This is a genomic window from Deinococcus carri, from assembly GCF_039545055.1.
GTDB lineage: Bacteria > Deinococcota > Deinococci > Deinococcales > Deinococcaceae > Deinococcus > Deinococcus carri.
The window spans coordinates 62,260-85,129 of sequence record NZ_BAABRP010000013.1 but is presented as its reverse complement, the minus strand read 5'-3'; the positions used below and the strand labels follow the sequence as shown (position 1 = coordinate 85,129).

Genomic DNA, 22,870 nt, shown 5'->3' with positions numbered 1-22,870 from the left:
AGGTCAGTTACGTGTTACTCACCCGTGCGCCACTCAGTCCGAAGACTGCGTTCGACTTGCATGTCTTAAGCACGCCGCCAGCGTTCACCCTGAGCCAGGATCAAACTCTCCATAAAATGGCTCAAGCGTCGGTCCGCTCGCGGACCGTTCGTTGATTAGTGTTCACCCCAGGCCGAAGCCTGGTGCCTCTGAGCCTCGCGGCTCTTCACGAGTCTGGAGAAATCCCAAGGGACTTCCGCTCATACCACCCTGTCAGGTGGCCCTGCTCTCGCATCTCTTCACCTGTCATGCTGCCCGCCTCGCTTGAGGCTCAGAAAAGATACACCCCCTCCCCCATCCTGTCAACTCCCCCCATCCCTCCGCTCCACAAACGGTGAAAAGCCTGCCTGGAAAGGCCCTTCAGGTCGTCCTGGCCTCATGTCGCCAGTTCACCAGCGGGCATACTGGGGCATGTTCCGAGTTGAGGCTGCTGAAATCCTGCTGGTGCGCCTGCCGCTGAAGTTCCGCTTCGAGACGAGTTTCGGGGTGCAGACCGAGAAGCTGGTGCCGCTGCTGGTGCTGCACGGGGACGGCGTGCAGGGGGTCAGCGAGGGCACGATGGAGGCCGCGCCGATGTACCGCGAGGAAACCATCGCCGGGGCGCTGAGCCTGCTGCGTGAGGTGTTTTTGCCGCGCGTGCTGGGACGCACCTTTGCCAACCCCGAGGCGCTGGAGGCGGCCCTCGGCGGCTTTCGGGGCAACCGCATGGCGCGGGCGATGGTGGAGATGGCGGCGTGGGACCTGTGGGCGCGGACGCTGGGCGTGCCGCTGGGCACCCTGCTGGGCGGCCACAAGCGCGAGGTGGAGGTCGGCGTGAGCCTGGGCATCCAGCCCGACGAGGCCGCGACGGTGGACGTGGTGCGGCGGCACGTGGAACAGGGCTACCGCCGTATCAAACTGAAGATCAAGCCGGGCTGGGACGTAGGGCCGGTGCGGGCCGTGCGCGAGGCCTTTCCCGACATCCGCCTCACTGTGGACGCGAACAGCGCCTATACCCTGGCGGATTCGGGACGGCTGGCGGCGCTGGACGCCTATGACCTGACGTATATCGAGCAGCCGCTGGCGTGGGACGATCTGGTGGACCACGCCGAACTGCAACGCCGCCTGCGCACGCCGCTGTGCCTGGACGAGAGCGTGGCCAGCGCGCAGGACGCCCGCAAGGGCCTCGCGCTGGGGGCGGGCCGGGTTATCAATATCAAGGTGGCGCGCGTCGGGGGGCACGCGGAGGCGCGGCGGGTGCACGACGTGGCCCAGGCGTTCGGTGCCCCGGTCTGGTGCGGCGGAATGCTGGAAAGCGGCGTAGGCCGGGCGCACAACATCCACCTCTCGACCCTGCCGGACTTCACGCTGCCGGGCGACACCAGCAGCGCCAGCCGCTACTGGGAGACGGACGTGGTGAACGAAGCCCTGGAAGCGACAGATGGTTTGATGCCGGTGCCGCAGGGGCCGGGCATCGGCGTGACGCTGAACCGGGACTTTATCGCGGGGCGGGCGGAACTGGACGAGGAGTACCGGGCTTGAGCGAGCCGAACACGCGGGCCTTTGTTATCCGGGACGTGACGGACCCCTGGGCCATGCGCGCGCTGGAGGACGTGCAGGTGCAGGCCTGGGGCTACGCCGACCGCGAGGTGCTGCCCGCGACCATGTTCCGCATCGGGGCACACACGGGCGCGATTGTGCTCGGCGCATATCCGGCCCAGGGAGACGCCGCTGCTCTCCCCTTCGGCCTGGCCTACGGGTTTCCGGCGCTGCAAGGCGGACAGGTCTGGCACCATTCGCACCTGCTGGCGGTGGGGCCGGGCTGGCGCGGAAGCGGGGCCGCCGTCGCCCTGAAGCTGGCGCAGCGGGAGCGGGCCTTGGCGCAGGGCCTGACCCGCATGACCTGGACCTTCGACCCCCTGGTGGCGCGCAACGCCCGGCTGAACCTGGGCAAGCTGGGGGCGCGGGCCGTGAGCTACCACCCCGACTGGTACGCACTGGGGGAGGATCGCGAGACGGCCTTTCCCGCCGACCGCCTGGTGGTGGAATGGGACCTGACGCGGCCACACGCCGAACGACCCGCCCCCCCTGCCCAGGGCGAGCGGGCGCTGGAGGCGGCGGGGGACCTGCCCGGCCCTTCCCGACTGAACCTGAGCGGGGAGCGGGTATTGGCCGAGGTGCCGACACAGGCCGACCGCCTGCCCGAAGCGGCCCGGCTGGCCTGGCGGCTGGCGTTACGGGAGGTGCTGGGCGCGTACCTGGCACGGGGCTACGCCGTGACCGACCTCGCGCGGGAAGGCGAGCGGGCCTTTTACGTGCTGACGCGGTAGCCCACTCGCTGGTGGCTGGCCGCTGGCTGCCCTCCTGGCAGGCGCACCCAGCGGGAGGCACAAAAACAGGCACCCCAGGGGATGCCCGTTCTGCCTGCCGGAGCCTCAGTAGGTGGCGTTGAAGAAGGCCGTGTCGCTGACCCAGTCCTGCTGCGGGACGGGCTGCTCGACCGGGTTCACCACGATGCTGAGGGCCTGGGCGAGCTGCTGGCTGCCCTTGGCGTTCACCTGCGCGAACGGCTGGCCGCTGCGGAAGGAGCTGAGTTCGGAGAGGTCGAGCGGGCGGCGGCTGGCGACGACCAGCACCTTGTTCAGGCCGGGGTTGCCGCCCACGTTGAACACGAAGTTGTCGCGCGGGGAGGGGAAGGTGCGCACCTCGCCCTTGCGGACGTAGTTGCTGCCGCCCAGCCGGTTGGGGAGAATCTGGTCCACGCTGCCGTCGGGGTCCACGTAGAAGAGGTAGACGTAGGCGTTCTCGTTCACGCTGACCGAGACGCGGATGCGGTCGCCGATGCGGTAGTTCGGCGTGCGCGAGCCACTGGCGTCACGGTCCACCCAGACGCGCGCCTGGAGGCTGGTCTGGACGGGGTTCACGATGATGCTCTGGGCGCTGATGACGGGGGCGGCCAGGGCGGGGGCGGCGAGAGGCGCAAGCAGGGAAGCGGTCAGGGCGAACAGGATGGCGGGCTTCTTCATGGCGTCTCCTTCAGCGGGATACCGGGGACCGGGTTACGTCCCAGTGCGGGAAAACCGGTGGTCCGCTGCTGAAGTCAGCCTAGGCTCCCCCGCCTGACGTTGGGTGAAGCCCACCTGACGGAACGTGAGCCGGGATAGAATTGGGCCTCATAGAGGCAGCGGCCAGCCGTCGGCCGGGCGCAAAAGAGCCGGGGCGGAACACTTGAATGTTCCGCCCCGAAGGCCAACAGGTGGCAGGGATACCAGGATTCGAACCTAGACAAACAGATCCAAAATCTGTTGTGCTGCCATTACACCATATCCCCAGATCAACACAGTCCCCGCTCAGCATGTGTTGCCGCTTCTGCTGAAGCGCAAGAGAGTATAGCCACGCCGCTGAGGTGGGGTCAACCGCCGGGGGCCGCTGCTGCCCCGGCCTTCTCGATGACCGTCAATCCGGCGAACTTGAGGAGCAGGCGCTTCTGCCCCACCCCCGGAAAATACGCCAGCACCTCGCGGCGGTCCCCCTGGCCGAAGCCCTGGAGAAACACCCCCTCCCCGAACTTGGCGTGGCGGAGTCGCAGAGGCTCGGTGGTGCTGACCGCTCGCTGAAGCTCGCGGCTGGGAATGCCCAGGCGGGCGCTGACCTCGGGAAGCGAGAGGCCGTGCAGGTCGAGCAGTTCCCGCGCCTGAAGGGGCCAGGACGCGGGGAGGGCGGGCACTTCGGGCAGCGTGACGGCGTCCGGCTCGGGCTGCGGCGCGATTTGCACGCCCAGCAGGGCCTCCAGAAAGGCGCGGGTGGCGGGCTTGTCGGTGGGCCGCCGCTCGCCGCTGGCGAGGAAAGGCGCGTAGCAGCGGCTCACCGCGATGCACTCGTAGCAGCCGTGCGGTTCCTTGCAACACGTCTTGGCCGTCAGGTCCAGCGCGCGGCGCAGCAGGTCGTCCATGTTCTCGAAGGCACGGCGGCTAACGCCCAGGCCGCCCAGCCAGTCGTCGTAAAGGAAGAAGTAGTTGTCGCGGTCGGAGCGGAAAGCGCCTGCCAGATCGTTCTCGTCGCAGGCCACCCGCTCGGGGGTGAGCTTCTGGAGGAGGTGCTTGAGGGTGTGCGCGACGGCGGTGGGCTGCTCGGTGGCGCGGGCGTCCACGCCGACTTCCAGGGCCGAGGTGCGGAAGGGCGGGAGTTCGAGCGGGTCATCGTAGAGATGCTCGGAGAGCTTGTGGTCCTGCATCCTGTCCTGAATGCGGCCCCCGCAGCTCCGGCAGACCCGCTCGGTGGGGTCCGGCTCGCGGTCGCAGCCGGTGCAGACGCGCTCGAAGACCTGACGCATCATCATGAAGCCGGTGTAGCGGCGGCGAATGACCACCTCGCCGTGGCGGTAGGCCAGGGGGCCGCGTCGCACCCATTCGCCCATCTTCACCGGGCTGACCTCGATGGAATACAGGCCGCGCGTGAAGAGGTTGGCGGCGTCGAACTTTTCCACCAGAATCGCGGTCCCCGCCGGATGTTCCTCCCAGCGCGTCACCTTGTAGCCCTGCCCGTCCAGTGTGAAGACCGCCCCCTCGTGCTTCTCGGTGAGCGCGTAGTGCTGGCTGGGGGATTCGAGCGGCGCGTCGAAGGCGCGGTGGCCCTTCTGCACCCAGTCACTTTCCTCAATCACCGCGAACTTGGCGCTGCCCTCGCCGCGCAGGTTCCAATATTTGGGGCCGGGGCCAACCTCGGCGGGGAGGCCCGCCGCCTTGAACTCCTCGTTCGCGCGGGCGCGGTGGCGGGGGGAGAGGTAGGGATTCTCGGCCTCCACGACGGCCTTTTCAATCGGGCCGGTGACGAGTTCGCGGAAGTTCCCGGCGTTGGAGTAGAAGGCGTCCACCGGCTGCGGCACGCCCTGTTCGTTCAGCGCGGGGAGGTACAGCACCAGGCCCGGCGCGACCCGGCCGGCGCGGCCCGCCATCTGCCGAAAGGCCATCCGCGAGCCGGGATAGCCGTCGATGATGACCACTTCCAGGTCCCCGATGTCCACCCCGGCCTCCAGCGCGTTGGTGGCGAACATCACGCCGCTGCTGGCGCGGCGGAACTCGGTTAGGCGGCCCTCGCGGTCGGAGGTGCCCGCCATGTAGAGGTGGACGTGGCTGCGGTAAAGGGGCTGCGCGCGGTAGGTCGAGTACAGCCGGGCGGCGCGCGAACGACCCCGGAAAAAGGCCAGAACCTTAAGGTTGCGCTGGATGCTGGCACTCACCACCGCGTCCCAGAAGCGGCGCGGCTGCCCCCGGTGGTCCGCGAGGTAATAGCGCTTGCCGTGCCGGGCCGCGCCGGATTCGCTGACCTCCACCGCATCCACGCCCACCAGTTCCCGCGCGAACTCGGCGGGGTTGCCGATGGTGGCGGTGGACAGCACCACCTGGGGATTTGCGCCCAGCGCCCGCGCAAGGTCGAGGAGCCGCCGCAGCATCCCCGCCACCTCGCTGCCGAAGCCGCCCCGGTAGGTGTGCGCCTCGTCCAGCACGATGAAGGAGAGGCGACGCAGGAATTCGCGCACGCGCGGCTGGGTCAGCGACCAGTGCAGCTTGTCGGGCGTGGCCGTCACCATCCGCACGTTCTCGCGGAAGACCTCGCCGGGTTGCGCCCCCCCCTGAAAGGCCCCGATGTCCCAGCCAAACTCCCCACGCTCGCGGAAGGCGCTCAATTTGTCGCGCTGGTCCTGGCCCAGGGCCACCAGGGGATAGACGAAGAGGGCGGTGGCCTGTGGGTCGCGTTCCAGCCGCTCAAAGACGGCAGGAAAAAAGGCCCCCGTCTTGCCGCTCGCCGTCGGCGTGGTTACGATGACATGCCGACCATCCCGCATCAGGCGGTACGTCTCGGCCTGGTGGCTGAAGACCTCCGGGAAGCCGAAGCCGCGCCGCACCGCCTCCGACCAGCCCAGGTCCGCCGCCCTGAGGGTGCGGGCGGGGGCCGCCTCGTCCTCGTGGAGGAGGGCCGCGCCGCCGCCCAGGATGTCGCGCAGGAACCCCTCCAGCCGGGCATAGGGGGAGCGGGCGGGCAACACGCTGTTCAGTGTAGGGCGGGGAGGGCCGCGCGGGGGAACCGAGGTGACGATGTGGGGCCTGTGCGGGGAGGCGCGCGGCCTAGGGCGGGGCGCAGAAAGGTTGCCGCCTTTTGGCAACCTTGCCGAGCGAAGCGAGTAACGCAGAAAGGGCGGCGCGCAGTGGAGTGGACGCCTGAAACATGCGGCAACGCAACGGAGCGCCGTCCTAGCATGGGGCATGGACCCCACCTCCCGCTCCTTCGACGACGCCAAACGCCTGGGCGATGCCGGGGAGGTCGCCGTCGCGCGGCTGCTCGCCCGGCACCGGGAGGCCCTGCCCTTCCGAGACGGCACGCCCCTCGCCCGCGTGGTGGTGCGGGTGGACGGGCGGGTGCGCCGCGCCGTGAGCGAGCAGGTGCTGGGGGTGGAGGTGCGGCTGGAACCCCGCCCACGGCAGGAGCAGGTTTACGGGGATCTGGAACTCTGGAGCCAGGGCGGGGAGGGGCGTACGCTGGAGGTCAAGTCCGAGCAGTACGCGCTGGCCGACTTTCCCGCGCCAGCAGGCAGTCGCCGGACAGAGAACGTCGCCTTCGAGACGCATGACCTGATCTCGCCAGAGGCCTACGAGCAGCTCTGGGTGCGCGGCGCACGGCGGGGCGGGAGGCTGCCTCCTCCACCCGGCACGCTGGCGTTCGACGCTCCGACAGTCCCGGAGTGGTTCACCTGCGAGGGCGGCCACCTGCGCACCCGGGCCGACTGGCTGCTGCACCATTTCCAGCCCAGCGGCCTGGGCGTGATGCTCTCGCTGGGCCGCATCCGGCAGGCCCTGCACGCGGGCGGGCTGCCTGCGCCCTGGTACGCCTCCTGCACGCTGATGCGCGGCAGCCAGGCCCGCTGCCTCACGCCCGGCGGCGAGGGCATCAAGTACTACACGGTCGGCAAGCTGCTGAACGTGGCGGAGCTGGAGCGGCGCGGGTACGCTCGGCTGTACGTGTAGGCCCGCCTTCCCGGGCTACCTCACCCGATTACATCACCGAGTCGCTGTCACGGATCAGGATCGGCAGGTGGAAGGCCGCCGGGAGCCACTCTTCCTGCATGTGGATGGCCTGCGGGGGACAGGAGCGCAGACAGGCCATGCAGCTCGTGCAGGCGGAGAGGTTCAGCAGGAGCTGCACGCCCCCTTCCGGCTTCAGGTCGCGGGTGATGGCCTGGGTCGGGCAGACGTTGGCGCAGACGGGGCAGTCGATGCAGGTGTCGTCGACCAGGGGCGCGGGCCAGTGAACCCCGGCATCCGGGGCCGGGGCGGGCACCAGCGTCCGCGCCCGCCAGCGCCATTCTTCCGGGGTGCGTTCTTCCGGCTGGCTCCAGTCCACGAAGGGCAGGGGCCGCTCGGGAAGCGCCTGCGCGACCTGCTGCCGCCCCGCGCGCAGCAGCTGGGTAAAGGCCCCGCGGCGCGACACCCGCACGGCCCGGTCACGGTCTTCCGGCGTGGCCTCGCGCACCGTGACCCGTGCGGGCTGCCCGGTCGCGGCCCGCAACGCCTGCGCCTCCCCCGCCACGCGCCGGAGCCGCTCGGGCACGTCGGGCGCGCCCACGGGGCAGGTGCGGCAGTCGCCGTGCAGCAGGGTCAGCGGCGTGTCCCATGCTCCCGCCGCCGACACCAGGGCGGGCGTCACCCAGCCCAGGCAGGCCAGCGTGGGGCCGCCCGCGCCGCTCTGCGAGCAGGTGAGGCTCGCCTCCCCCCCCGCGGCCTGACCCGCGTCGCGCACGCTCTGGAGAGGCGCGGTCAGGTCGTATTCCAGCGCGCCGCTGGGGCAGACCTGCACGCACAGGCCGCAGCCGGTGCAGGCCTGGGGGTCGATTTCGATACTGCTTCCCAGCGGGCCGAGGCGAATGGCGTCGTGGGGGCAGGTGGCGTGGCAGGCGTCACAGCCACCGACCGCCTGACGCTCCAGCAGGCAACGCGGTGCCGTGTAACGCGGCAGCTGGTTGCCGTACTCGCCCAGACGGTTCAGAACGCCTTCTAACATGCGGCGAGTCTAGCGGCGGGGCGGCGGGACAAGTGGAAGTTCGGTCCGGCTGGCGGGCGCAGCCCTTCAGGGACGGCGCGTCGGCACCCACAGGGTGATGAACAGGATGCCCGCCAGCCCCACCAGCGCCCAGGCCACCTGTCCGGCCAGCACCGGAATCCGCGGCAGGCTCCAGCCCACGGCCACCACGATGCAGGCGCAGGCGATCCACTTGGCCCGCAGCGGCATCCCGCGCCCCTCGCGGTAGTCGCGCACCAGCTCACCCACGACGGGGCGCGACAGCAGCCACGCCTCCCATTTCGGGTTGCCGCGCGCAAAGGCCCCCGCCGCCAGCACGAACCACACCGTCCCCGGAAAGCCCGGCAGCAGCAGGCCCAGGAACCCCAGGCCGGTCAGCACGAAGCCCAGGACCACCCACAGCGGCCGCACGACGGTGGAAGGAGGAGAGGAGGAACCGTTCATGCGCCCAGGGTACGGCCCCGCACCGCTCAGGTCTGTGGGGGCAGGAGAAGAATGCCGTCCTCGTCGGCGTACACGTGGTCGCCGGGGTGGATGGTCACGCCCGCAAAGGAAACCGGCACGTCCCGCTCGCCCAGGCCGCGCTTGGCACTGCGGCGGGGGTGGGACGCAATCGCCTTGATCCCGATGTCCAGGCCCGCCAGTTCGCCCGCGTCCCGCACGCAGCCGTTCACCAGAACGCCCGCCCAGCCGCTGCGAACACCCATCTGCGCCAGCATCCCGCCCAGCACGGCGCAGTTCAGGCTGCCGCCGTTGTCCACCACCAGCACGCGGCCCTGGCCGGGTTCCTCCAGCGCGGCGCGCACCAGCGGATTGTCGTCCTGTATGCGCAGGGTCACGGCGGGGCCGTGAAAGCGCGGGCGGCCCCCGTACTCCCGCAAGAGGGGGGCCAGCACGGGTGCGTCCGGGTGCGCGTCGCTGAGGTCGGTGGTCGGGGTGAAGGTGGGGTCGGGCGGGGTGTCGGTCATGGCGGCCTCCTGGGGCGATTGAACCACGGCCGCCACCGTAACTCGCCAGGTGACTTCAGGAACGCGGGAAGGGCGCGTGGGTGTCTGCGTCGTGGATGCGGCCCGCGTGCCCGCTCAGGAAGCCGCCGTCGTAGCCGCGCCGCCACGCCATCAGTTCCGCCAGGATGCTCAGCGCCACCTCCTCCGGGGCCTCGGCCCCCAGGCGCAGGCCCACCGGCGAACGCAGGCGCGCGAGCTGTCCGGGCGTGAAGGTGACGCCCTGCGCCTCCAGGTCACGCAGCAGGTCCTCCGCCCGCGAACGGGGACCCAGCACGCCCACGTACTCCGCGCCCGATTGCAGCGCATGGGCCAGGCACACCCGGTCGCGGTCGAGGTGATGGTTCATCACGATGAGGTGGGCGCGGCCCCCGGGCGTGAAGCGGTGCAGGTCCTCCGGGGCGAGGTCGTGCAGGGTCGCGCCGGGAAACCGGCCGGGCGTCAGGTAGGCGGGCCGGGGGTCGATCACCTGCACGTCGTAGCCCAGCGCGTGGGCCTGGGCAGCCAGTGGCACCGCGTCATGGCCCGCGCCGTACAGCACGAGCTGGGGTGGCGGCACGTTCACGTCGATAAAGACGGGGGTGCCGTCCGGAGCGGCCAGGGTCGCGGCGCGCGGTTCGCGCAGGCCCAGGCGCTCGCGGGCCGCCTTCAGGGCGAAGGCGTGCAGTGCCCCTGCCGGCAGGGCACCCGTGACCTGGCCGTCGGGCGTGACCAGCAGGCGGCCCCGGCCCACCAGCGGCACGGCCAGCGCCGCGGACCGGCCCTCCGCCAGCGCCGCGAGCCAGCCCGCCGTCACCGGGTCCCCTGGGTCCACCCGCTCCACCCGCACGTCCACGCTCCCGCCGCAGCCGATACCCAGGCCCCAGGTGGCGTCCTCCGAGAGGTCGTAGTGGGTGAGGGCGGGGAGGCCCGTGCGAATCACCTCCAGCGCCACCTCCACCACCTCGGCCTCCAGGCAGCCGCCCGACAGCATGCAGACCTGCGAGCCGTCCTCCAGCACCAGCATCCGGGTGCCCTCGCGGCGGTAGGCGCTGCCCTGCACGCCGACCACGGTGGCCAGGGCGGCCCGCTGGCCCCGCGACAGGGCCGCAGTCAGCGCCAGCAGCAGGGCGCGCGTCTCGGCAGCGTTCACGTTCCCCAGAGTCTGCCGCGCCGGGCCGCCGGGAGCAAGCCCGGAGCTTACGAACGCCTCCGGGAACGGGCCAGACCTCCTGTCTCCCTCATCCCTGGCTCCCTTAAACCCCCCCTCACCCGCCCCACGCGCCAGCGCCGGACAATCGGCCCATGCTGGACAACATTCTTCATCAGGTGCGCCGCAGTGCCGAACGGGTCCAGCGCCGGGGCGAGGAGCTGACCCAGAGCGCGCGCCTGCGCCTGGAAGTCTTTCAGCTCGGCCGCGAGCTGGAGGGGCTGTACACCCGGCTGGGCCGCGCGTACCACGCCGCGGCCGACCTGGAGGTGCTGCGGGGCCTTCAGGACGACATCCGCCGCGTGGACGAGGAAATCAGCGCCCGCGAGCGCCTGATTCAGGAACTGGGCAGCGAGGGCGGGGAGCAGGAAACAGAGTTCACGCCCGCCCCGGTGACGGCGATGCGGGAGGTCCAGGTGCCGCCGCGCCCGTCCACCCAGACTGAGCCGAATATTCCCGCCGCCACCCCCCGCCCCCAGGAGACGACCATGACCGACCGTGACAGCGACCGCCCCGTGCCCACCACCCCCGACCCAACGGTCGAGTACAGCGACGATCTGCTGGTGCCCGGCGACGCCACCGCCAACCAGGGCGACGACCTGGGGCGGGAAAGCCGCGAAAAGGCCTTTACCCACAAGCACCAACTGGAAGAAGGCCACAACGCCAGCAAGAATCCCGATCCCCTCGACCTGTAGGCCGGAGCCGACGGGGGGCCGGACCAGGCGTGGGTCCGGCCCCGTCTGCTGCCGGGCTTGAGAGGCCCCACATCCGGCTCACCCGCCCTCTGCTGTGATGAACGCATGACGACGCAGCGGGAACCGGCGAGCGGGACATTGATCGAGGTCCGGGGGGCCTGGCACGGCGAGGTGGGCGACCCGGAACGGCGCTTCGCGGGAGTGGTCACGGCGTCGGGTCGGGCGGACGTGCGGCCCGGCGTGTCCGCGGTCGTGACCTATCATGCCGCCCACAGCCGGACACCGGGCGCGAACCAGCACGGCACCTACACCCTGGACGTGGGCGGGCACGTTCTGCCGCTGATGGGCTTTACCTGCCACGACACCGGCATGACGGGCCGGGAGGGCAACGACGACACTGCCGAGGCCACCTGGCACGCCGTGCTCCTGCCCGGTTGACCCCGGCTACAGGTCGCGGCGGCTGAACTGCCACATAGCGAGCAGCACGGCCAGCAGCGCGTAGACGGCGGCCCAGATGATCATGGCCGGCGGGGTGGGCGCGCCGCCGAAAAAGGGGTTGGCCCCGCGCGTGACCTCCCCGAGCTGGCGCAGGACATCCGGTTGCAGGTGGTAGCTGGCCCCCAGCCACAGGGCATTGGTGGGCATCAGCGTGTTGGCGACCCGGCCCAGCGTGGTGAGGGTGGGACTGGCGGCAAAGGTGCCGATGGTCGCCAGGATGCCGCCCGCGAAGCCCGCGCCGTACAGCACGAACACGCCGATGCCGTTGGCGAGGGTGGTAAAGAGCGTGCTGCCCAGCACCGTCAGGGCCGTGATCAGCATGATGGCGAGCAGGATCAGGGCGGTGGCGGGCAGGGGCGCGGGCGGCAGGAAGCCGGTGATCAGGAAAATGCCACCCAGCAGGGCCGCGCTGACAAACGCCACGTACAGGACATTCACGGCCGTGAAGCCCAGCCAGCGCCCCAGCACGAGCTGCGCGCGGCTGATGGGCCGGGCGATGATCGACTGCATCACGCCGCTCTCGATGTCGCCGCTCACCGCGCCCACCGTAGACAGCACCGCCATCAACGCGCCCAGGAAATAGACCAGGTACATGCCGAACATCGCCGCGTACATCACCGGGAGATTGGCCGCGCCGGTCACGCTGCGGCCCTCCAGCCCCGCGTCCAGGGCGCGCTGGTCCAGGGTCTGTTCCAGCCGTAGCACGCCGTACAGGTAAAAGCCCAGGAAGGCCGCCGTCAGCAGCAGCAGCACGACCACCAGCCGCTTGCGCACCGCCTCACGCAGCGACAGTTCCGCGATCAGGAGGGCATTACGCACGGGTCACCTCCCGCCCGGCGGCTGTCTCGGGCGTGTCCTCGATCAGTTCGAGGAACAGCGTTTCGAGGTCCGGGCGGCGCGGCGTGAGGGCGTACAGGCGCGCGCCGTGGGCGTGAACGGCCTCGGCCAGGGCGGGCAGCGCGTCCTCGTGGGTCAGCCAGAGTTCCACGTCGGCGCGGCCCGGCGTGTGGGTGTCGGTGTGCCGGACTTCGCCCAGGCGGGCAAAGGCGGCCAGCAGCTCGGGGGGGAGGCGGTCCACCCGCACGTCCACCGGCAGCACGCCGCCCATCAGTTCGCGCATGCTGCCCTGCCGCAGCACCTGCCCCGCCTTGACAAAGGCCACCCGGTCACACACCTGCTCCACCTCCGCGAGCAGGTGCGAGTTCAGAAAGACCGTCACCCCCTCGGCGCGCAGGCGTTCGATGATCTCGCGCACCTCCACCCGGCCAATCGGATCCAGCGCGCTGGTCGGCTCGTCCAGAAAGACCAGCCGTGGCCGCGCCAGGATGGCCCCCGCCAGCCCTGCCCGCTGAAGCATCCCCTTGGAGTACCCATCGAGGGCTTCGCGGCCCCGCCCCCCCAGGCCGACCGTTTCGAGCACCTGCGGCACCCGCACCCGCAGTTCCTCTGCCGCCAGGCCCGCCAGGCGGCCATGAAAGTGCAGGAATTCCTCGCCGGTCATCCAGGTCTGAAACCGGAACTGCTCGGGCAGGAAGCCCAGGCGGGCGCGGATCGCCGGGTCGGAAGGCAGGCCGCCCAGCACCCGGACCTCGCCGCCCGAGGGACGCACCAGACCCAGCAGCATCTTGACGGTGGTGCTCTTGCCCGCCCCGTTCGGCCCCAGGAACCCGAAGACCTCGCCCTCCCCCACCGTCAAGGTCAGGCCATCCACGACCGCCCGGCCCCGGTACACCTTGCGTAAGTCCCGCGTCTCGATGGCCGCCACTTGCCCAAGCATAGAGATCCCAGCATAGAGGGACGCGGTGAAGGTGGCGTGCATCAAAAGCTGCAATGGGGACCCGCGCGGCCCTTTTCCCCCCCAACCCCTTCATTCGGGTGATAGCTCTCTGCCACCACTTCCGAGAGAATAGACTGCATGAAATCTGTCCGCCGTCCGGGGCCGGCGAGCATACCGTCCGATGCGCCCCCACCGCTTCTGCGCGCGCTGTCCGAGGCCCGGACCGATGTGGCGCGCGCCTGGGCATACCTGGCGCTGGCCCGGCATTACCGCCACCATTCCCTGCCACTGGCGGCCAGCCTGGCGCATGAGGCATTGGACGCGGCACTCCGGGCGGCGGCCCCGGACGCGACGGTCGAGGTGCTGTCCGGCCTGGCCTTTATCGAGGTGGCGCAGGGCCGTCAGGAAAAGGCGTTCGAGCACACGGCGCTGGCCCTCGATCTGGCACGGGAACACGGCCTGCACCATCTGGAAGCCCGCGTCCGCAACAACCGCGCGATTGCCCGCCTGAACGCCGGGGACGTGCTGGGCACGCGGCGCGACCTGCTGGACGCGCAGGGCCTGGCCCGCACGCTGGGGGACGTGGTCGACCAGGCGCACGTCTACGTGAATCTCGCGTATCTGGAAAACGTGTCAGGGCACTATCCGGAGGCGCTGCACCAGCTCAGCCTGCTGGAGAACCTGCTGCCTGACCTGCCGGAGCAGGAGCAGCCCGCCCTGCGGTCCTACCTGTACGAGAACAGCGCCCTGACCTACCTGAATATCGCGCGGCAGGCCCACGAGCGGGACCGCCCGGACGTGGAGGCCCAGGCCCGCGCCAGCGCCTATGCGGCAATCCAGGCCAGCTACCGGATGCTGGCCGTCCGGCCCGATGTCCTGATGGCCCTGTCCGTGGAGGCCCACGCGGCCCGGCTGGCCCTGCTGGAAGGGGACCTGGAACGCGCCCACGAACATGCCGCCGCCTCCCTGAACCACCACCACGAGCTGGGCCAGCAGTCGTACCTGGACGCCCACCTGGCAATGGCCGAGGTCAGTGCCGCGCGGGGGCAGAGCACGCTGGCCCATCAGCACTACCAGAACGCGCTGGACCTGGTCCGCGGACAGGGCCGCGCCCGCGAGACGCAGGAGGTGCTGCGGGCCATCGCCCGGCTCTACGAGCAGGAGGGCAACCTGGCAGGGGCACTGGAAACCTACCGCAACGCCCTGGAGCGCGCCCACCGCACCCTGGAGCGGCTGACCCACATCGAGCAGCGCAACGAGGACCTCGCGCGCGAGCTGCGCCAGGCCCGTGCCGAGGCCAGCACCTGGCAGGACAGCGTGCGCCGCGCCGAAGCCCTGGCCCGGCAGGACCCCCTGACCGGGCTGCTCAACCGCCGCGGTCTGCAAGACGCCCTGGCCGAACTCGACGACGAGAGCGCGCCCTTCCTGCTGGTCATGTTCGACATCGACCACTTCAAGGCCGTGAACGACCGCTACTCGCACGTGGTCGGGGACGCGGTGCTCCAGTCGGTCGCGGGCCAGCTCGTGGCCAGACTGCCCGAGGACAGCCTGCTGGCCCGCTACGGGGGCGAGGAGTTTGTGCTGGTGCAGGAGGGCGTGGACCCCACCGAGGTCCCGGCCCTGGTCGAGGGGCTGCGCCAGGCCATCGAGGCCCACGACTGGTCCGCCCTGCTGCCGGGCACCCGCCTCACCATCAGCATCGGCTACACGCTGACCGGCGACACCGACGACCAGGCCCTGCGCGCCGCCTTCGAGCAGGCCGACGAGCACCTCTACCGTGCCAAACGGGCCGGGCGCAACCAGGTCTACCCGCCGGTGCTGGTGCTGCGGTAACTGGTGCTGGGGTAAAGGGCGGGGGCCGCACGGCGAACGTCGTCCCGTGCAGCCCCCCTGTCTGCGTCCTCAGCGGTTCAGAATCTCGTCGATGCGGTGGATCACGTCGCTGCCGAGCTTCACGCCCGCCGCCTTCACGGTGTCCTCGATCTGCCCCACGCGGGTGGCCCCGGTGATGACGCTGCTGACGCCCTTTTGCCGCAGAATCCACGCCAGGGCGAGCTGCGCGCGGGTGATGCCCAGCTCGTCCGCGATGGGCTTCAGGTCGCGGACCTTCTGGACATTCTCGTCCGTCAGGAAGTTCTGGCCCCAGTTCTCGTTCTCGGTGAGTCGCGCTCCCTCGGGGCGGCCCTCGTCGTACTTGCCGGTCAGCAGGCCCATCGCCAGCGGACTCCACACCACCAGACCCACCCCCGCCTTCTCGGTGTAGGGCAGGATCTCGCCCTCCACCCGCTCGCGGCGCAGCATGGAGTATTCGGGCTGCTCGGTGACGGGCGCGTGCAGGCCGTGGGCGCGGGCAAACTCGACCGCCTCCGCGATGCGCGCGGCGGGCCACATGGAAGTGCCCCAGTACAGCGCCTTGCCATCGCGGATCACCTGGTCAAAGGCCATCACGATCTCGTCCATCGGCACGTTCTCGTCGTAGCGGTGGGCGAAATAGATGTCGAGGTAGTCGGTGCCCAGGCGCTTGAGGGACTTGTCGATGCTCTCCAGCACGTGCTTGCGCGACAGGCCGCGGTCGTTCACGTCGTCGCTCATGGGCCAGTAGACCTTGCTGGACAGCACCAGCGTGTGCCGGGGCACCTCGCGCAGCACCGCGCCCATCATCTCCTCGGACTTGCCGCGCGCGTACACGTCGGCCTGATCGAAGAAGTTCACGCCCTCCTCGTAGGCCTTCAGCACGATGTCACGCACCATCTGCTGGTCGTTGACGTTGTGCCCGAAGGTCACCCAGCCCCCCAGCGCCACTTCCGAGACTTTCAGGCCACTTCTGCCCAGATTGCGGTATTCCATGCCCAGTACTTTATCCGGTAAAGCATGAAAGGCCAGCAGATGGAGGGGAGATTAAGAGCCTATTCGGCGGCCCCCCGGCGGCGATGTCCGGCGTACCACTGCGGCTGCGTCCCGTCCAGATCCGTCACGCCGTACAGCTCGGCCAGCTCGCCCACATCCAGAATGCGCCCGCTGTGGCGGGACACCTGCGGGTCGCGGGCCAGGGCCACGATGCCCCGCGCCGCGTAGTGGGGTGTCTCGGTCTGCCCGGCCAGCTCCTGCTCGGTGTGGTGCTGGAGCATCAGCTCGGTCCGCATCCAGCCGGGCGCGACACCCACCACACTGATGCCCCGGTCCCGGAGCTTGTGCCCCAGCGCGTAGACCAGGCGGTTCTTGGCGGCCTTGCTCACCTCGTACCGACTTGCTCTGATTCCAGAACATCCGGGAAAAACACCGGATGTTCTTCCATCGCCGCCAGCCGGTATTTTCTTATTCTCGCTTCGCTCGGGTTCGTCTCCGACTCACCTGAAGTTAGTATCGTAGGGCAGCCAGCCCGGCGGCTCGTCGGTATGCCAGGTGGTGGAGACGATCAGGCCCCGTTCCTGCTTCCCCATCAGGTGCCTCAGCGCCAGCAGGCTGGTGACGTAATCGCTGTAGGCCCCAGCGAGCAGCATGTTCCGCAGCCCCTCCAGCGGTTCGTCCCAGACCTCCGGCCCGCCGCCCGCGCCCGCCCCGCCCTCATGCGCCCCCCAGGCGTTGTTGACCAGCACGTCCAGCCGCCCGAAGGTATCCGCGATATGCCGGATGACGGCCTCCACCTGCGCGGAGTCGGTCTGGTCGCACCCCAGTGGCGTGGCCTGTCCACCCGCCGCGCGGATAGCGTCGGCCGTGTCGTCCACCGTGGTGTCCGGCAACGCCGCCACGGTGCTGTGGCCGCGCGTGCTGCGCGCCGTGACAACCACGTGTGCGCCCGCCGCCGCGAGTTCCAGCGCCGCGGCCCGCCCCAGCCCGCGGGACGCGCCCGTGACCAGGGCGACCTGGCCGGACAGGGGGAGGGGGCTTGTTGGTGTGTCCATCTGTGTGACTGCTTCCGTCATGGGTGGTCCTCCGACAGTTCTGATACCGACTGGCTCTGATTCCAGAACATCCGGGAAAGCGCCGGATGTTCTAGGCGGCCACAGGCTCAGGGGCGGCCCCTCGCCTTTCTTGCCATGAGAGACGTAGGCTCACCCGCTCGTCGTCCATCGCCGCCAGCCGGTACTTTTTGCTGCTCGCTCTCCTGCGCCGTCGTCGTGAACGGACGCCCCTGGGGACGCCACTCCTCAGCTGTGCCAGTCCGCTCGGTTGATTCCCAGGAATCAACGCAATTTGGTATGAAACAAAACGCCGGGGGCCGGGCACGCGCGCCCGACCCCCGGCCAGCCGCCGGGCTTACCGCTCGCGGCGTCCAGCGTTTTCCACCTGCTCGTCGATGGCGATGCTGGCCATCAGCACCACCTTGTCGCCGTGCTGCTCGACTTCCACGCTGCTGTTTCCGGCGGGAAAGTAGCGCTTGACGACTTCCAGCAGGTCGTTGCGCAGCGCGTCCACCTTGCCGGGCGGAATCTGGGCGCGGTCGTAGGCCAGGACCAGTTCGAGGCGGTCCTTGAGGGTGTCCTTGCTGCGCTTGCCCCTGAGCCAGGAAAACATCTCAGGCCCTCCCGCCGCCGAACAGGCGACGCCAGACGGCCCAGAACCCTTTGTCTTCCTCGATCAGCTTGGGGTAGGGCACCTCCTCGCCCTTGAGGCGGCGGGCGGTGTCCAGAAAGGCCTGCCCCGCCTTGGACTTGCCCAGCACGGCGGGTTCACCGACGTTGGTGCTGACCAGAATGCCGTCGTCTTCCGGGATGATGCCGATGGGCTTGACGCCCAGGATTTCCAGGATGTCGGCCTCGCTGAGCATGTCGCCGCTGGCGACCATCTTGGGGCGCAGGCGGTTGATGACCAGCCGGATCTCGCGCACCTGCTGGGCCTCCAGCAGCCCGATGATGCGGTCGGCGTCACGCACGCTGGAGACTTCGGGGTTCACCACGACGAGCGCGCCCTGGGCGGGGGCCGCCGCCGTCTTGAAGCCCGACTCGATCCCGGCGGGCGAGTCGATCAGCACGCGGTCGAAGCCCTCGTCCTCGATCAGCTGTCGCACCACGTCCTTGAACACCTCGGGGTCGAGGGCGTCCTTGTCGCGGGTCTGGGAGGCGGGCAGCAGGTACAGGGTCTCGACGCGCTTGTCGCGGATGACGGCCTGCGAGAGGCGGCATTTGCCCTCCAGCACGTCCACCAGGTCGAAGACCACGCGCGATTCCAGACCCATCACCACGTCGAGGTTCCGCAGGCCCACGTCCACGTCGATGACCACGACCTTCTCGCCCAGCTTGGCGAGCGCCGCGCCGATATTTGCGGTGGTCGTGGTCTTGCCCACGCCCCCCTTGCCCGATGTGACAACGATGACCTTGGCATTCATGCTGCCGAGCAGTGTACCGCGCAGGAGGGGGCGGGGCGGATGAGCCTGCCCTGGCCCCAGGGTGTGACGCCCGCCCTATCCGCCGGTGCCCCGCGCCCTGTACACTGCCCGGTTGAGTCTCGCGCCCGGCGTGTTCCCACGCGGCGGCGCTGCGTGTGGAGGAACACCGATGACGATGGAAGAAACGCTGCCCGCCGTGGCAGATAGAGTTGGGGCAGAGGCCAGTCTGGCGGCCCCGAAGGTCGGCTTCATCAGCCTGGGCTGCCCCAAGGCGCTGGTGGACAGCGAGCGCATCCTGACGCAACTGCGCGCCGAGGGCTATGAGGTCGCCCCCAGCTACGAGGACGCCCAGGCCGTGATCGTGAACACCTGCGGTTTCATCACGCCCGCCGTGGAGGAATCACTCAGCGCGATTGGCGAGGCGCTCGACGCGGGCGGCAAGGTGATCGTGACCGGTTGCCTGGGCGAGCGCCCCGACAAGATTCTGGAGCGGCACCCCAAGGTCGCGGCGATTACCGGCTCGGAGGCGATGGACGAAGTGATGGGCCATGTGCGCGAGCTGCTGCCTACCCGGCTGGACACGTTCACGGGGCTGCTCCCGGTGGCCGCGCCGGGGATGCGGCAGGGCGACCGCCTCGCCCCCAGCGTCAAGCTCACGCCCCGGCACTACGCCTACGTCAAGATCGCGGAGGGCTGCAACCACACCTGCGCCTTTTGCATCATTCCCAAGCTGCGCGGGCGGCAGGTCAGCCGCGACGCGGGCGCGGTGCTGTACGAGGCCTACCGCCTGGTCGCGGGCGGCACGAAGGAACTCATGATCATCTCGCAGGACACCTCGGCTTATGGGGTGGACCTGCGCTACCGCGAGTCGGAGTTCCAGGGCGGGCAGGTCCGCGCGCACCTCACCGACCTGGCCGAGAAGCTGGGCGAGATGGGCGCGTGGGTGCGGATGCACTACGTCTACCCCTACCCGCACGTGGACCGCATCGTGGAGCTGATGGCCCAGGGCAAGATCCTGCCCTACCTCGACATCCCCATGCAGCACGCCGCGCCCCGGATTTTGCGGCTGATGCGGCGGCCCGGCGCGGGCAAGCAGCTCGACACCATCCGCCGCTGGCGCGCGATCTGCCCGGAACTGGTGATCCGCTCCACCTTCATCGTGGGCTTTCCCGGCGAGACGGAAGAAGAGTTCCAGGAACTGCTGGACTTTCTGGAAGAGGCCCGCCTCGACCGCGTGGGGGCCTTTCCCTACTCGGACGTGGAGGAGGCCGACGCGAACGCCCTGCCCAACCCCGTGCCCGAGGAGGTCAAGCAGGAGCGCCTCGCCCGCTTCATGGAGGTCGCCCAGCGCATCAGCACCGAGAAGCTGGCCGAAAAGGTGGGCCGCGTGCTGGACGTGATCATCGACGAGTTCAACGACGACGAGGACGACCAGCCCGGCACCCGCCTGATCGGCCGTACCAAGGGCGACGCGCCCGGCATCGACGGTCAGGTGTACCTGTACGCGGGCGACTTCGCCGGGCAGGTCAAGATCGGGGACATCGTGCGGGCACGCATCGAGGACAGCGACGAGTATGACCTCTACGGCGAGGTGGTCGCCCGGCCCGAGTGGCGGCCCAACGTGCCGATGCTGGGGCATTTCGGCAAGCATTAGGCTTCCCGCGGAAGGCGGCGGGAAGCGTCGAACCGTCAAAAGGTCTGACGGCCAGAATGCAGGCCGCGGCGAAGTGCCAAGCGGTCAGACCGTTTGACCGTTAGACCCCCGCGTGTGCCCTGCCCAGGCATCGCAGCGGGCACCCCCCGCCACCAACCAGAAGAGGAGGCGCGGGGGACCGCAAGCCCACTGTCAGACGGCGCGGCCTAGACTCTGGCCGTGAGCCTTGACCTCCTCCTCGTGGTGTTCGCCGGCGTGCTGGGCCTGCTGGTCGGGTCCTTTTCCAACGTGCTGATCTGGCGGCTGCCGCGTGGGGAGAATGTCGCCTTTCCGCCCAGCCATTGCCCGCAGTGTGACCACCGCCTCGCCCCGCGCGACCTGGTGCCGCTGGGGGCCTGGCTGAGCCTGGGCGGAAAATGCCGCTACTGCCGCGCCCCCATCAAGACGCGGTATCCGCTGGTGGAGGGACTGACGGGCCTGGGCTATGCGGTCATCGCGGCGCTGTTCCCCTTCACGACCTACGGGGCGGGCACGCTGGGCCTGTTCGTGCTGTTCACGCTGCTGCTGGTGGCGAGCGCCATCGACCTCGACACCTACACCATTCCCGACGAGCTGACGCTGCCGGGGGTGGCGCTGGGCCTCGCCTTTGCTGCGCTGAACACCCGCTCGGGGGCGGCGGAGGCCGGACTCCCCACACTGGGACAGGCCCTCCAGGGGGCGCTGCTGGGGGCGGGACTGCTCGTTACCATCGACCTGCTGGGGTCGTGGGTGCTGCGGCGCTTCCGCGAGCGGCAGTACCCGGAAACGCCCATCGGCTACCAGCAGATCAGCCTGGGCCTACTGGCGGGCGCGTGGCTGGGGCCGTGGTGGGGGCTGGGCGTGGCCCTCGCGTCCGCCGCGGTCAACCTCGCCGCACGGCGGGCCGTCCGTATTCCCGAGATCGTCACGCTGGGGGGCTTCCTGGTCAGCGTGATGCTGGGGAGCACCGGCTTCGGCCCCGGCCTGATCCTGATGGTGCAGGGCGCACTCGCGGCGGCGGGTGGAGCGGCGCTGGTCGCGGGCGTCTATTGGTGGCTGCGCCGCGAACCGGAGGCCGAGGAGGACGCCCCCTTCGACCCCAGCGCGATGGGCTTCGGGGACGTGAAGCTGGCCGCCGTCATCGGCGCGTTCCTGGGCTGGGAGCGGCTGCTGGTGGCCGTGGTGGTGGCCGTCTTCGCGGGGGCGGTGTTGGGCCTGGCGCAACTCGCCCTGCGGCGCGAGAACCGCGTGAAGTTCGGCCCGTACCTCGCACTGGGGGCGGTCGTGGCGCTGCTGTGGGGCGGCGGCATCGTGGCGGCCTACCGGGGGATGCTGGGGCTGTAGGAAGCTGTCAGCCGTCCGCCCTCAGCCGCGCAGGGAAGGCATTGCCACCGCCTCCTCTTCCTCGCGCGGGGGCTGGGCCTGCGCTCCGCCCCGGCGGGGGCGGGGACCGATCGGCACCGGGACGCCGATACCGTCTTCGCCCTCTTCACGGCGACGGCGAGAGGGGGACGGCTCAGCACGCGCGGAACCCGTCCACGTCCACTTGAAGCCTGAGCCGCCGATACGGCCCAGCAGCGCCCGGAAGGAGAATCGAGTCATGGGCCACCGTACTCGGCGGCTGGCCCCGGCGTCTCCCCCTCCCCTTCCATTTGACGGTCAGCGTCGGGCACAGCGACCACCGTCACCCGCTGCCCCTGCCGCACGCGGTTCAGGCGCACGTCGGCGCACGCTGTGACCTCGACCCCGGCGGCATTCGCGGCGTCCTGGGCAACGGTCTGCACGAAGAGTTCCATGTCGCGCACGACCGGGTGCGCGATAAAGGCGTCGATGTAGCTGTCCAGGCTGAACAGCTCCAGCAGCCGCTCGCCCGCCACGTAGCGCAGTGTCAGGGTGCTGCCGGGCGCGGGGTTGTGGCTGGCAGGGCACAGCTCGGGCAGGTGCAGGACATGCTCGACGACCGTGTGCAGCCCCGGCTTCGCGTTGGGGATGGTCTTGAGGCGCTCGGCGGGAGGGGTCATCAGGCGGCGGCGCGGGCCACGTGCCGGACCCGGAAGGCGAACAGCGCGGCGATGGTGTACTTGGCGAGGATGTCCGCGAAGATGATCTGTGCGATGTCGCGGCTGCTCATGTCGCCGTAGAAGGCCAGCAGCGTGAAGATGATGGAATCGAGCGGCACGCTGACGGCGTTGCTGGTCAGCACCCGCGTCCACCAGCTTTTCTGAATCAGGCGCTGGTACACGGCGGTATCGGCCAGCTCGCCCACTAGAATCGCCAGGAACGACGCGCCGACAAAGCGCCAGGGCGTGCCCAGCAGCAGCGCGGCCACCGTGTTCACCAGCAGCGCCGCCGCGATGGCGAGGTAAACGGCCCTGAGGCCTCCCGCCCGGTGAATGCGGTCGCGCAGCGTGAAGACCGCCGCGAAGAAGATGGTCCCCACGCTCAGCAGCCCGAACACCGGCAGCGGGATGAACTGGTTCAGCGTGACGTTGGCGAGCAGGATGCTCGCGGCGTAGAGGGCAATCAGCAGCACGGGCATGCGGCCATTGGCGGAATAGGTCATGGCGTCCTCCGGCCACGGCGACAGAACAGGTCACGGGCCGCCCCAGAGGGTAGCA

General features: G+C 70.0%; 24 protein-coding genes, 1 tRNA gene and 1 rRNA gene. 8 read left to right on the top strand and 18 right to left on the bottom strand.

Annotated elements, in window-relative coordinates; genetic code table 11:
* A 16S ribosomal RNA gene (locus ABEA67_RS14560) occupies positions 1-116 on the bottom strand; the annotation flags it as partial.
* Positions 117-450: 334 nt separating this feature from the next.
* Here ABEA67_RS14560 and menC point away from each other — a divergent pair.
* On the top strand, positions 451-1,560 hold the full coding sequence (gene menC / locus ABEA67_RS14555; protein WP_345466473.1) for an o-succinylbenzoate synthase: 1,110 nt from the start codon (positions 451-453) through the stop codon (positions 1,558-1,560).
* A gap of 53 nt (positions 1,561-1,613) precedes the next feature.
* The gene (locus tag ABEA67_RS14550) at positions 1,614-2,348 is read left to right on the top strand and encodes an acyl-CoA acyltransferase (RefSeq protein ID WP_425557204.1); all 735 of its coding nucleotides are present in this window, start codon (positions 1,614-1,616) and stop codon (positions 2,346-2,348) included.
* A gap of 105 nt (positions 2,349-2,453) precedes the next feature.
* On the opposite strand, the gene ABEA67_RS14545 is transcribed toward ABEA67_RS14550, so the two are convergent.
* The 3 genes from ABEA67_RS14545 to ABEA67_RS14535 form a co-directional block, all read right to left on the bottom strand.
* Positions 2,454-3,044 carry a DUF4384 domain-containing protein gene (locus ABEA67_RS14545; protein ID WP_345466469.1) on the bottom strand — a complete coding sequence of 197 codons (591 nt, stop codon included), beginning with the start codon at positions 3,042-3,044 and terminating at the stop codon, positions 2,454-2,456.
* Between the two features lie 231 nt (positions 3,045-3,275).
* Positions 3,276-3,349 (bottom strand) — tRNA-Gln (locus ABEA67_RS14540).
* A gap of 81 nt (positions 3,350-3,430) precedes the next feature.
* On the bottom strand, positions 3,431-6,064 hold the full coding sequence (locus ABEA67_RS14535) for a DEAD/DEAH box helicase (protein ID WP_345466467.1): 2,634 nt from the start codon (positions 6,062-6,064) through the stop codon (positions 3,431-3,433).
* Positions 6,065-6,281: 217 nt separating this feature from the next.
* Here ABEA67_RS14535 and ABEA67_RS14530 point away from each other — a divergent pair, with 217 nt between their 5' ends.
* Positions 6,282-7,040, top strand: coding sequence for a hypothetical protein (locus tag ABEA67_RS14530; RefSeq protein WP_345466465.1), 759 nt, complete (start codon positions 6,282-6,284; stop codon positions 7,038-7,040).
* Between the two features lie 28 nt (positions 7,041-7,068).
* On the opposite strand, the gene ABEA67_RS14525 is transcribed toward ABEA67_RS14530, so the two are convergent.
* The 4 genes from ABEA67_RS14525 to ABEA67_RS14510 all read right to left on the bottom strand — a co-directional run bounded on the left by ABEA67_RS14525 (position 7,069) and on the right by ABEA67_RS14510 (position 10,227).
* Positions 7,069-8,073: a 4Fe-4S dicluster domain-containing protein gene (locus ABEA67_RS14525; protein WP_345466463.1), complete on the bottom strand. Its 1,005-nt coding sequence runs from the start codon at positions 8,071-8,073 to the stop codon at positions 7,069-7,071.
* 66 nt (positions 8,074-8,139) lie between these two features.
* Positions 8,140-8,535, bottom strand: a complete 396-nt coding sequence (locus ABEA67_RS14520; protein ID WP_345466461.1) for a YbaN family protein — start codon at positions 8,533-8,535, stop codon at positions 8,140-8,142.
* Between the two features lie 26 nt (positions 8,536-8,561).
* Positions 8,562-9,059: a ribonuclease E activity regulator RraA gene (gene rraA / locus ABEA67_RS14515; RefSeq protein ID WP_345466458.1), complete on the bottom strand. Its 498-nt coding sequence runs from the start codon at positions 9,057-9,059 to the stop codon at positions 8,562-8,564.
* A gap of 55 nt (positions 9,060-9,114) precedes the next feature.
* Positions 9,115-10,227: an XdhC family protein gene (locus ABEA67_RS14510; protein ID WP_345466456.1), complete on the bottom strand. Its 1,113-nt coding sequence runs from the start codon at positions 10,225-10,227 to the stop codon at positions 9,115-9,117.
* 152 nt (positions 10,228-10,379) lie between these two features.
* Between ABEA67_RS14510 and ABEA67_RS14505 the strand changes: the two genes are divergently transcribed.
* Entirely contained in the window at positions 10,380-10,979 is a 600-nt protein-coding gene (locus ABEA67_RS14505; RefSeq protein WP_345466454.1) for a hypothetical protein, read from the top strand.
* Between the two features lie 105 nt (positions 10,980-11,084).
* A complete protein-coding gene (locus ABEA67_RS14500; RefSeq protein ID WP_345466452.1) occupies positions 11,085-11,417 on the top strand; it encodes a hypothetical protein in 333 nt (110 codons plus the stop codon).
* A gap of 6 nt (positions 11,418-11,423) precedes the next feature.
* Here ABEA67_RS14500 and ABEA67_RS14495 read toward each other — a convergent pair whose 3' ends face one another.
* Both ABEA67_RS14495 and ABEA67_RS14490 read right to left on the bottom strand, forming a co-directional pair.
* Positions 11,424-12,296 carry an ABC transporter permease subunit gene (locus ABEA67_RS14495; RefSeq protein WP_345466450.1) on the bottom strand — a complete coding sequence of 291 codons (873 nt, stop codon included), beginning with the start codon at positions 12,294-12,296 and terminating at the stop codon, positions 11,424-11,426.
* Complete coding sequence (locus ABEA67_RS14490) at positions 12,289-13,254, bottom strand: ABC transporter ATP-binding protein (protein ID WP_345466448.1); 966 nt, start codon at positions 13,252-13,254, stop codon at positions 12,289-12,291. The genes ABEA67_RS14495 and ABEA67_RS14490 overlap by 8 nt, the downstream gene beginning before the upstream one ends.
* Before the next feature lie 138 nt (positions 13,255-13,392).
* On the opposite strand from ABEA67_RS14490, the gene ABEA67_RS14485 reads away from it, so the two are divergent.
* Positions 13,393-15,087: a GGDEF domain-containing protein gene (locus tag ABEA67_RS14485; protein WP_345466446.1), complete on the top strand. Its 1,695-nt coding sequence runs from the start codon at positions 13,393-13,395 to the stop codon at positions 15,085-15,087.
* Positions 15,088-15,156: 69 nt separating this feature from the next.
* Here the strand turns inward: ABEA67_RS14485 and ABEA67_RS14480 are convergent, their stop codons facing one another.
* The 5 genes from ABEA67_RS14480 to minD all read right to left on the bottom strand — a co-directional run bounded on the left by ABEA67_RS14480 (position 15,157) and on the right by minD (position 18,580).
* Positions 15,157-16,101, bottom strand: a complete 945-nt coding sequence (locus tag ABEA67_RS14480; protein WP_345466443.1) for an aldo/keto reductase family protein — start codon at positions 16,099-16,101, stop codon at positions 15,157-15,159.
* Positions 16,102-16,160: 59 nt separating this feature from the next.
* A complete protein-coding gene (locus tag ABEA67_RS14475) occupies positions 16,161-16,490 on the bottom strand; it encodes an SDR family oxidoreductase (RefSeq protein ID WP_345466441.1) in 330 nt (109 codons plus the stop codon).
* A 111-nt stretch (positions 16,491-16,601) separates the two neighbouring features.
* Positions 16,602-17,177 carry an SDR family NAD(P)-dependent oxidoreductase gene (locus ABEA67_RS14470; protein ID WP_345466439.1) on the bottom strand — a complete coding sequence of 192 codons (576 nt, stop codon included), beginning with the start codon at positions 17,175-17,177 and terminating at the stop codon, positions 16,602-16,604.
* Positions 17,178-17,511: 334 nt separating this feature from the next.
* Entirely contained in the window at positions 17,512-17,769 is a 258-nt protein-coding gene (minE, locus tag ABEA67_RS14465; RefSeq protein ID WP_345466437.1) for a cell division topological specificity factor MinE, read from the bottom strand.
* A gap of 1 nt (position 17,770) precedes the next feature.
* Positions 17,771-18,580, bottom strand: coding sequence for a septum site-determining protein MinD (gene minD / locus ABEA67_RS14460; protein ID WP_345466434.1), 810 nt, complete (start codon positions 18,578-18,580; stop codon positions 17,771-17,773).
* Between the two features lie 175 nt (positions 18,581-18,755).
* Between minD and rimO the strand changes: the two genes are divergently transcribed.
* Both rimO and ABEA67_RS14450 read left to right on the top strand, forming a co-directional pair.
* On the top strand, positions 18,756-20,234 hold the full coding sequence (gene rimO / locus ABEA67_RS14455; protein WP_425557203.1) for a 30S ribosomal protein S12 methylthiotransferase RimO: 1,479 nt from the start codon (positions 18,756-18,758) through the stop codon (positions 20,232-20,234).
* A gap of 219 nt (positions 20,235-20,453) precedes the next feature.
* Complete coding sequence (locus ABEA67_RS14450) at positions 20,454-21,596, top strand: prepilin peptidase (protein ID WP_345466430.1); 1,143 nt, start codon at positions 20,454-20,456, stop codon at positions 21,594-21,596.
* A 21-nt stretch (positions 21,597-21,617) separates the two neighbouring features.
* On the opposite strand, the gene ABEA67_RS14445 is transcribed toward ABEA67_RS14450, so the two are convergent.
* From ABEA67_RS14445 to ABEA67_RS14435, 3 genes are read right to left on the bottom strand one after another with little or no spacing between them, the layout of a single operon-like run.
* Positions 21,618-21,854 carry a hypothetical protein gene (locus ABEA67_RS14445; protein ID WP_345466428.1) on the bottom strand — a complete coding sequence of 79 codons (237 nt, stop codon included), beginning with the start codon at positions 21,852-21,854 and terminating at the stop codon, positions 21,618-21,620.
* Positions 21,851-22,273 (bottom strand): hypothetical protein, encoded by a 423-nt coding sequence (locus tag ABEA67_RS14440; protein WP_345466426.1) that lies wholly within the window; start codon positions 22,271-22,273, stop codon positions 21,851-21,853. Before ABEA67_RS14440 ends, ABEA67_RS14445 begins: the two co-directional genes overlap by 4 nt.
* Positions 22,273-22,815 carry a VUT family protein gene (locus ABEA67_RS14435; RefSeq protein WP_345466423.1) on the bottom strand — a complete coding sequence of 181 codons (543 nt, stop codon included), beginning with the start codon at positions 22,813-22,815 and terminating at the stop codon, positions 22,273-22,275. The genes ABEA67_RS14440 and ABEA67_RS14435 overlap by 1 nt, the downstream gene beginning before the upstream one ends.
* Between the last annotated feature and the right edge of the window lie 55 nt (positions 22,816-22,870).